The organism is Candidatus Rhabdochlamydia sp. W815, assembly GCF_018642185.1.
GTDB classification, from domain to species: Bacteria; Chlamydiota; Chlamydiia; order Chlamydiales; family Rhabdochlamydiaceae; genus Rhabdochlamydia; species Rhabdochlamydia oedothoracis.
In genome coordinates this window covers 1-7,604 of the sequence record NZ_JAAVTY010000076.1, presented here as the reverse complement: position 1 = coordinate 7,604, position 7,604 = coordinate 1, and the positions used below count along the sequence as shown (strand labels likewise).

Sequence of the window (7,604 nt, the reverse complement as noted above, 5' to 3'; positions counted from 1 at the left end):
GGTATACAATCGATATTACGAAACGTCGGTGACTTTTTTTCAGGCAATTAGAGGATTCTTCTTAGAAGAGATACCGAAAATAACAGATATTTTGAAATGTAGGATAAACGACAAGTTTCAAGTCGTTGACTTAAATCCCATTAAGCTAGCCGTTTGAATCGGCACTAGTATAGATCAACTATTCGTGGACGTGTTTTTTTGCGTGTAGACTCAAGTATTAGATGGATTTTGTTAAATTGCTTACGAGAGATATCGCTTGGATAAGAGCGGGTCATAATTACCTCCAAAGGTTTTATGAAAACTATCATTATACCTTAATGAAAAGATTTTAAACAGGCGCTTAGATGGATTTTGCTAAATTGTTTACGAGAAATATCGCTTGGATAAGAGCAGGTCATAACTACCTCCAAAGGTTTTATGAAAACTATCATTATACCTTAATGAGAAGATTTTAAACAGGCTCTAATACTACTTTTATAAAAATTCACTAACTATTTTAGAACTAAAAATGCTTTAAAAGATGAGCGATTTGAGGCAAATCAATTTCAAAATGTATAGAAAGATCGATACAATGTACCTCATGAGCTTTAAGCCTCACTATGCTAGCATTAGAGGCTACTTCTAGAGGTTGAGCTGATAAATCAATAGTAAAAGGATCCACGGTTTCAAAACAGTAACCGTGGACAAAGTCGGTTCCTTGAAAAGAAGAACAAAACTCCTGCTCTACTAAATGCTTCCAATTACGCTCTTTACGATGGCCCCAATTAGATACTTTTTTTAGCATCTGTTCTTTTGTCCGAACCCAGCTAAAATGATGAACCATGGGCTTTTTGTCCAAGCTTAAGCACATCCGTTTTTTCTCTGACTGCACAGAGAAATAGGTACCCGCTCTTTCTTGTGGATGCATAAGAGCTTGTAGATTCTCTCTGGTTTTTTTTAAGAAAAGAGGCGTGTCTTCCCAATTCGTCGCCTGGTAAGAGCTACTGCGGAAATACCAGTAATTAGCAAGCCGTATTGCTGTGTATTGAGTATAGTTAAAATGCTCTAGCCATTTTATAAAATGGCTTGTGTCTACAATTTCATCACAATCGAGAAAGAGCACATATTGAATCTCTTTTTGTAAAAAAAAACTACCTATCAAACGGGATAAATTATGCCAATAATGAGGGTCGTGTTTCTTAGAGATATTGAAAGGAAATTCAATGAATTGCACATCAGGAAAAAGCGCATAAACCTTTTGTAAAAAAAGAGAATCTTCTTTTTCCCCGCTAAACATATGATCACAGACAGGCACAATAATTTGTGTGGAAAACTCTTGAGCAGCCTGTATACAAAGAGATAGAAAAGCAAAGTCATAACTACAAAAGTTGATAATCGTTCCTATCGAATGTTTAAGATTGACAAATTTCTTTTTTCCCATTATCTCTTTAGGGAAGAACCCTTCGTATGATCATGCCTGAAATCCCAATAGCTAGTTTTACTACATTTATCAATGCTTATGCCCAGTCCGATGTTTTTGGCAAAGCAATTATGTTGGCCTTAATCGGCCTTTCTCTGATCTGTTGGATTATACTGATCCAGAAAATTAAAGTTACCCATAGAACCGCTCGTTTATCTCAAATTTTCTATAAAAACTACACAAGTCAAAAGGAAAGAATGCTACAAATAGATTTACAAGAGGTAAACGCTTGTAAAGATCTGCACCCTTTTGCTCATATTCTCGGATCTCTTAAAGTAAAAACAGGAGAAATTCTCAACAAGAATTTGTATTTTTCTACACAAGATTTGGAAAAGCCTAAGATCTATCTATCCTCTACTGATTTAGAGGCTGTGGAAAGCCATGTACTGACCACGATTTCTTATCATGTAAAACAACTCGAAAAAAACCTATTTATTCTACCAACTATTGTATCACTTGCTCCTTTTTTAGGTTTATTAGGAACGGTTTGGGGCATTTTAGTGACTTTTTCAGGTTTGCAAAACAGTAGCTCCATTGGTTCTAATAGTGTGATTATAGGAGGTCTTTCTACAGCTTTGGCAACCACTGTTTTAGGCCTTGTTATTGCAATCCCCGCTTTAATTGCTTATAATTACTTAAAACATAGAATTTCCAATTATTCCTCAGAAATGCAGGATTTTTTATATGAGCTTCTTTCTTATTTAGAACTACAATATCGCAGGGTGGATCTGGATTGATGCGTCAAAAAAGACAGTTCTCTTATCAAGAGATTTCCTCTGAAGAAAACCTGGTCAATTTAACCCCACTAATTGATGTCGTTTTTGTTGTGTTAATTTTATTTATTCTTATTGCCCCTATGGTAGAAGTAGATCGTGTACAGCTCTCTTTTTTTTCTTCTGAATTAACCTACCCTGTTTATGAAAATGCAATAGCTACTATCTATGTGCATGAAGATAATTCTATTTGGTTAAATCAAACAAGAATCTCTGAAGCACAATTAATGCACTGCCTAAAAGACCTTCATCAAAAACAAGGCAATATCCCTCTGCAGCTTTTTCACGATAAAAGAGCACAATTTGGAGTTTATCAATCTGTTAAGAATGCAGCAGAATTAGCAGGATTTGAGCAGCTTGATGTCATCGTAAAATCTGGATGAGAGTATGGATCAGAAGATTCTTCTCTTTTTGTTGATAAGCGCCCACATAGGGTTTGTGGGCATGTTAATGGGATCAAAGCCGCAGAAACAAAGTAAAAAACCGCAGAATCTTGTTGTAAAAACCATCTCTTTAAAATCCTCTTACCCTAATGCACAAACAACAAGTCTAACCCCAAAAAAAACACCCATTCCAAAACCCATAAAACCGTTAGTTAAAAAGAGTTCCTCTGTTATAAAACAGAGGAAAAGAAGAATCCCTACTCCAAAACCCCCACTTCAAGAATTTGATATTCCTCCTTCTATTCTCAAACAATTAGAAGAAAGTATTGCGAAAATTGAACAAAAAGATGATAAACAATGCAAAAGCAGTACAATTGTTACAGCATCTTTACCTTCTAAAGTAGCTGTGGCTCCTGCACAAGAAGAGCCTACATTACCTAGCTATACAGCATCATTGGTTAAAGAGCTCACTCAGATACTACAGCTTCCTGAATATGGAGAAGTAAAGGTAAAAATAACAGTCAGCCCAGCTGGTAAAATAATTGAGCTATTGGTCCTTCAAGCAGAAAGTAAAGCAAATAAACTGTATTTAGAAAAGTGCTTACCTAACATTGTATTACCTAAATACAATGAAAAAGTCACACTTAATAACGAACAAACTTTTACCCTAACTTTTTGCAATGCTCTCTAAAATCTATATCTATTTTATCAGCGTCTATCTTTTTATTACCCTTTTCTCCTCGGTGGTTTGTGCGGAGAAAATAGAAGAGGAAATTAGAGTCCATTTACCAACTATAAGTCAGCTACAACCGATCTACTTAGGCAAAATCTTTTCTCAAAAAGCGGTTTTTGATGTCCATTATTTAAATCAATTAGAAGCTATTCTTTGCTACGATCTGGACTATAATGGATCTACAAAGGTTTGTCAAAGAACGTCTGATAAAGAACAATTACTCCGCAACAAAGATCTAACAGCAGCTTTTCAAATCCAAAACTGGCAAAAATTTGGGATTCCTTATATACTGAAATGTTGTGTTAACCAAAAGCAGTTAACCCTATATCTTTTTAATGTCAGCAAGTCTTGCTTGAAAACATTCGGCCCTATTTTGCTTAGCGGTAATTTATCGCAAGACCGAAAAAAAATTCATAAATTAGCAGATGCTCTTCATAAAGCCTTGTTTTCTATAGAAGGCGTTGCTAGCACCAGAATTTTATTCTCTCAAAAAATTCCACATAACGAATCAGGAAAATGGATTTCTGAAATTTGGGAATGCGATTGGGATGGAGCTAATGCATGTCAAGTCACTTCAGAAAAAACTTATTGCATCAGCCCTGTTTTATTACCTAAAAGAGAAAACTCTTCTAAAGAAGGCTTCTTTTTTGTATCCTATAAAACAGGTCAACCTAAAATTTATTTTCAAGCTTCAAAAACAGATAAAGCTAAACGAGTTAGTCATTTAAGAGGAAATCAATTACTACCTGCTGTTTCTAGCCAAAGAAATAAAATTGCCTTTATCTCTGATGCAAGTGGCCGTGTAGATCTATTTCTCCAAGCATTTTCACCCGAAACGGGTAAAATGGAAAAACCCATTCAAATCTATTCACACCCACATGCAGTACAAGCTTCTCCTGCATTTAGCCCCGATGGTTCTAAAATTGCTTTCGCTTCCAATAAAGATGGAGGAACGCGGATTTTCATTATCTCTATAAACTCTGATAAAAAACGCCCCCCTGCTGTTATGATTACTAAAAAAAACCGAGAAAACTCTTGTCCATCTTGGTCCTCTGATGGCACAAAATTAGCTTATAGTGCTAAAACAAATGGTATACGGCAAATATGGATTTACGATTTTGAAAAAAACGAAGAGTGGCAACTAACCTCAGGGCCTGGTAATAAAGAAAATCCTTTTTGGGCTCCAAATAGCAACCATATTATTTTTAACTCTACACAAGATTGCAACTCTGAAATTTACGTTGTTAATTTAAACCAACCCCAAGTTATTAAAATCAGTCGAGGCCTTGGGAAAAAACACTACCCTAATTGGGGACTTTAAGAGAGGAAAAAAATGAATAAAAAAACCATTATAGGAATTTTGAGCTGCACCTGTTTTTTAACAGGGTGTATGGGAAATAGATTCTCTGTCTGGAAAGACAGCTTGACATCTAGTAATTATAAAAAGGCAAATGATTTATGGGATTATGCAAATGACCCTTATGACCATCTTCTAGGTCCTATGGAAGAAGAGTTTATTGCATTAAATGAAGAAGACCTGCAGCAACAGTTTAGCGAAGCAGCTATTCCCCCTCCTAAAAACGACCCTGGAGGAGGAAGGCTGCCTGGAATTGAAGGATTTAGCTGTCCTAAAGGATTTGAAGCAGAGATTTTTAGAACCCTTTATTTCCATACAGATAAAGATACAATTGAGGGGAAAAACTACTACCAAATCATCGATCAAATTTCACAATACCTCAAGAAAAATCCCCAGTTGTTTATTTTTGTTGAAGGACACTGCGATGAAAGAGGGCCAGAGCAATACAACCTCTCTCTTGGAGCTAGACGAGCTAACTATATCCGTTCTATGCTTGTCCAAAAAGGAGTCCATCCAGAAAGAGTCCACACCGTTTCCTATGGAAAAGAAAAACCCGCTATTCGAGAATGCAGCAGAGGGGCTTGGGCCAAAAATAGACGTGCAGAATTCAAAATTTACAATCCCTCTTAAATAATGAGTACCCTTTTTCTTACATGCATGCTCATAACCACTTTTTGCTATGGGAAAACACGCGAATATATTCCCTCTTCTTACGAGCTGCAATTAGAAATAGCAGATTTAAAGCATCAAATCCGTACATTTGAAGTCGATATGCAATTAATGGAAGAAAAAATAGATGCACAAAAAACTCCTGTATTCATTGAATGCAAAGAACTTCAATCACGTATGCAAATGCAAGAAAATACAATAGATAAACTCTCTTCTGAGATAAAAAACCTGAAAAAAGATATAGAGCAACTCTTAGAACATCTAAACAAAATGAACACACAATTAATCGCTCATGAAAAGGGCTTGCAAAATGTCTCTGAGCTAAAAAACACAATAGCAGACCTACTTAAAAAAATACATCCCTCTACAACAAAAACAAGAGTAAAATCTTATAAGGTTCGAGCAGGAGATTCTTTAGAAAAAATCGCTAGGCTTCATCATGTATCGGTTGAAGAGCTTAAAGCAAATAATAAACTGATTAAAGATACCATATTCCCCGGACAGGAGCTAAAAATTCCCCATGACACAGAGTGATATCAGTCAAAAAAAAATAGGCATTTTTGACTCTGGATTAGGAGGTCTTAACGTAATGCAAGCAATTTCTACTTGCTTGCCACACGAAAATATCACATATTTCGGAGATACCGCACATCTTCCCTATGGGAATAAAAGCATTGAGTTAATTACTACTTACGTCTTAGAAAGCATAGATTTTTTACTATCTCAAGATATCAAATTATTAATCATTGCTTGTCATACAGCTTGTGCTGCTTGCTTAGAGATTATTCGTAGTATTATCAATGTACCCATTATAGCCATAATAGAGCAGGCCATAGAAGAAATTATGGAGACTAAACCTAATGAATCTATTGTTGTTTTAGGAACACGAGCTACAATTGCATCTGGAACTTATCAAAAACAATTATACACCAAATTGCCTGATGTTTCCCTATCTTGTATTGCATGCCCTCTGTTTGTTCCCTTAATCGAAGAAGGATATTTTGATCATCCAATCATTCAATTAGCAGTGACGGAGTATCTATCCCCCCTTACAGAAGAATCGATTGATGCGATATTGCTTGGATGCACGCATTATCCTCTCATTCAGTCTCTCATTCGACAGTGTATGGGGAATAAAATTCCCTTATTAGATCCAGCAAGCAGATGCGCCCAAACAACAAGACAGTTCTTATCTAAACTAGATTTATTAAACCAGCAAACAGATCCTGCCAAATACCAATTTTTTGTATCGCAAGATCCAGAGAGATTTTCCACACTAAGCAAACGATTTTTCCACCATCCCATCGAAAAAACATCGCCCCTCATCATGACACAAGTACACAAAAAGCGTGAAAAAAATTTAATTTCTCTGCTTGAATTAAAAAACAAACTTAATTTATCCATTGCTAAACGAGGTCATAGATGAGTCATAAAAAAAGAATCTTGCTAATCGAAGACGAAGAAGATATTGCAGCGCTAATCAAATTACAAGCAGAAGCATCTGGATACAAGATGCATGTTGAAGTAGATGGCATAAATGGTTATCGCGCTATTGAAAGAGAAAAACCAGATTTGGTCATTCTCGATATTATGTTACCCGGACAAAACGGTTTTGACGTATGCCGTAAAATGAAAGCAAACCCCGATCTACGTGGCATTCCCGTCATCATTCTAACAGCTAAATCAGAAGAGTTAGACATGATTTTAGGTTTAGAACTAGGCGCTGATGATTATGTACCTAAACCCTTTTCTCCTAAAGTGCTCTTCTCTCGCATTAAAGCTGTTTTACGCCGTGCTAAAGAACCTGAAAAGGCGCCAAAAATCATTACCTTTGGCGAATTTTCCTTAGAAGTAGATCGTTATTTGCTCCGCAAAGGAGATAAAGTAATTACCATTACCTTATCTGAATTCGGCATTCTACGCCGCCTTCTAACAAACCGCGGCAAAGTTTTAACACGCAATCAATTACTGGATGATATCCATAATGACGATGCTTTTATCGTCGATCGGAACATAGATGTACACATCGCATCCTTACGCAAAAAACTAGGTCCTAACTTTGATTGGATTGAAACAGTGCGCGGTGTAGGATATCGTTTCCGAGAATAACTTTAAGATGTCAATAATCAATCTATACTAGTTTGATTTCAAATTAAGAATTGCATAACTAGTTTTTTTTGAAAAAACTGCTCTATTTTGCAAGAAGATGTTATCTTTTGTATAAAAATGT

9 protein-coding genes and 1 pseudogene are annotated in these 7,604 nt (G+C 35.9%); 8 read left to right on the top strand and 2 right to left on the bottom strand.

Going from position 1 to position 7,604, the window contains the following annotated elements; genetic code table 11:
• Window positions 1–167: 167 nt before the first annotated feature.
• Window positions 168–275: pseudogene (locus tag RHOW815_RS05770) on the bottom strand (IS5/IS1182 family transposase); the annotation flags it as partial.
• 227 nt (window positions 276–502) lie between these two features.
• Window positions 503–1,420: a hypothetical protein gene (locus tag RHOW815_RS05765; protein WP_215217382.1), complete on the bottom strand. Its 918-nt coding sequence runs from the start codon at window positions 1,418–1,420 to the stop codon at window positions 503–505.
• Between the two features lie 32 nt (window positions 1,421–1,452).
• Here RHOW815_RS05765 and RHOW815_RS05760 point away from each other — a divergent pair, with 32 nt between their 5' ends.
• The 8 genes from RHOW815_RS05760 to RHOW815_RS05725 are packed head-to-tail and all read left to right on the top strand — an operon-like array spanning window position 1,453 to window position 7,483.
• Window positions 1,453–2,196 (top strand): MotA/TolQ/ExbB proton channel family protein, encoded by a 744-nt coding sequence (locus RHOW815_RS05760; RefSeq protein ID WP_215217381.1) that lies wholly within the window; start codon window positions 1,453–1,455, stop codon window positions 2,194–2,196.
• Window positions 2,196–2,615, top strand: a complete 420-nt coding sequence (locus tag RHOW815_RS05755) for an ExbD/TolR family protein (RefSeq protein WP_215217380.1) — start codon at window positions 2,196–2,198, stop codon at window positions 2,613–2,615. Before RHOW815_RS05760 ends, RHOW815_RS05755 begins: the two co-directional genes overlap by 1 nt.
• Before the next feature lie 4 nt (window positions 2,616–2,619).
• Complete coding sequence (locus tag RHOW815_RS05750; RefSeq protein WP_215217379.1) at window positions 2,620–3,306, top strand: hypothetical protein; 687 nt, start codon at window positions 2,620–2,622, stop codon at window positions 3,304–3,306.
• On the top strand, window positions 3,296–4,669 hold the full coding sequence (gene tolB / locus RHOW815_RS05745) for a Tol-Pal system protein TolB (RefSeq protein ID WP_215217378.1): 1,374 nt from the start codon (window positions 3,296–3,298) through the stop codon (window positions 4,667–4,669). The genes RHOW815_RS05750 and tolB overlap by 11 nt, the downstream gene beginning before the upstream one ends.
• 12 nt (window positions 4,670–4,681) lie before the next feature.
• Window positions 4,682–5,335, top strand: a complete 654-nt coding sequence (locus RHOW815_RS05740; RefSeq protein WP_215217377.1) for an OmpA family protein — start codon at window positions 4,682–4,684, stop codon at window positions 5,333–5,335.
• 3 nt (window positions 5,336–5,338) lie between these two features.
• Window positions 5,339–5,908: a LysM peptidoglycan-binding domain-containing protein gene (locus RHOW815_RS05735; RefSeq protein ID WP_215217376.1), complete on the top strand. Its 570-nt coding sequence runs from the start codon at window positions 5,339–5,341 to the stop codon at window positions 5,906–5,908.
• Window positions 5,895–6,800, top strand: a complete 906-nt coding sequence (gene murI, locus RHOW815_RS05730) for a glutamate racemase (RefSeq protein WP_215217375.1) — start codon at window positions 5,895–5,897, stop codon at window positions 6,798–6,800. The genes RHOW815_RS05735 and murI overlap by 14 nt, the downstream gene beginning before the upstream one ends.
• Window positions 6,797–7,483 (top strand): response regulator transcription factor, encoded by a 687-nt coding sequence (locus RHOW815_RS05725; RefSeq protein ID WP_194845051.1) that lies wholly within the window; start codon window positions 6,797–6,799, stop codon window positions 7,481–7,483. Before murI ends, RHOW815_RS05725 begins: the two co-directional genes overlap by 4 nt.
• The last annotated feature ends 121 nt before the right edge of the window (window positions 7,484–7,604 follow it).

Bases quoted from the DNA above. Each gene is read 5' to 3' on its own strand.
- RHOW815_RS05765 (WP_215217382.1), bottom strand. From the start codon at position 1,420: ATGGGAAAAAAGAAATTTGTCAATCTTAAACATTCGATAGGAACGATT.
- RHOW815_RS05760 (WP_215217381.1), top strand. From the start codon at position 1,453: ATGCCTGAAATCCCAATAGCTAGTTTTACTACATTTATCAATGCTTAT.
- RHOW815_RS05755 (WP_215217380.1), top strand. From the start codon at position 2,196: ATGCGTCAAAAAAGACAGTTCTCTTATCAAGAGATTTCCTCTGAAGAA.
- RHOW815_RS05750 (WP_215217379.1), top strand. From the start codon at position 2,620: ATGGATCAGAAGATTCTTCTCTTTTTGTTGATAAGCGCCCACATAGGG.
- tolB (WP_215217378.1), top strand. From the start codon at position 3,296: ATGCTCTCTAAAATCTATATCTATTTTATCAGCGTCTATCTTTTTATT.
- RHOW815_RS05740 (WP_215217377.1), top strand. From the start codon at position 4,682: ATGAATAAAAAAACCATTATAGGAATTTTGAGCTGCACCTGTTTTTTA.
- RHOW815_RS05735 (WP_215217376.1), top strand. From the start codon at position 5,339: ATGAGTACCCTTTTTCTTACATGCATGCTCATAACCACTTTTTGCTAT.
- murI (WP_215217375.1), top strand. From the start codon at position 5,895: ATGACACAGAGTGATATCAGTCAAAAAAAAATAGGCATTTTTGACTCT.
- RHOW815_RS05725 (WP_194845051.1), top strand. From the start codon at position 6,797: ATGAGTCATAAAAAAAGAATCTTGCTAATCGAAGACGAAGAAGATATT.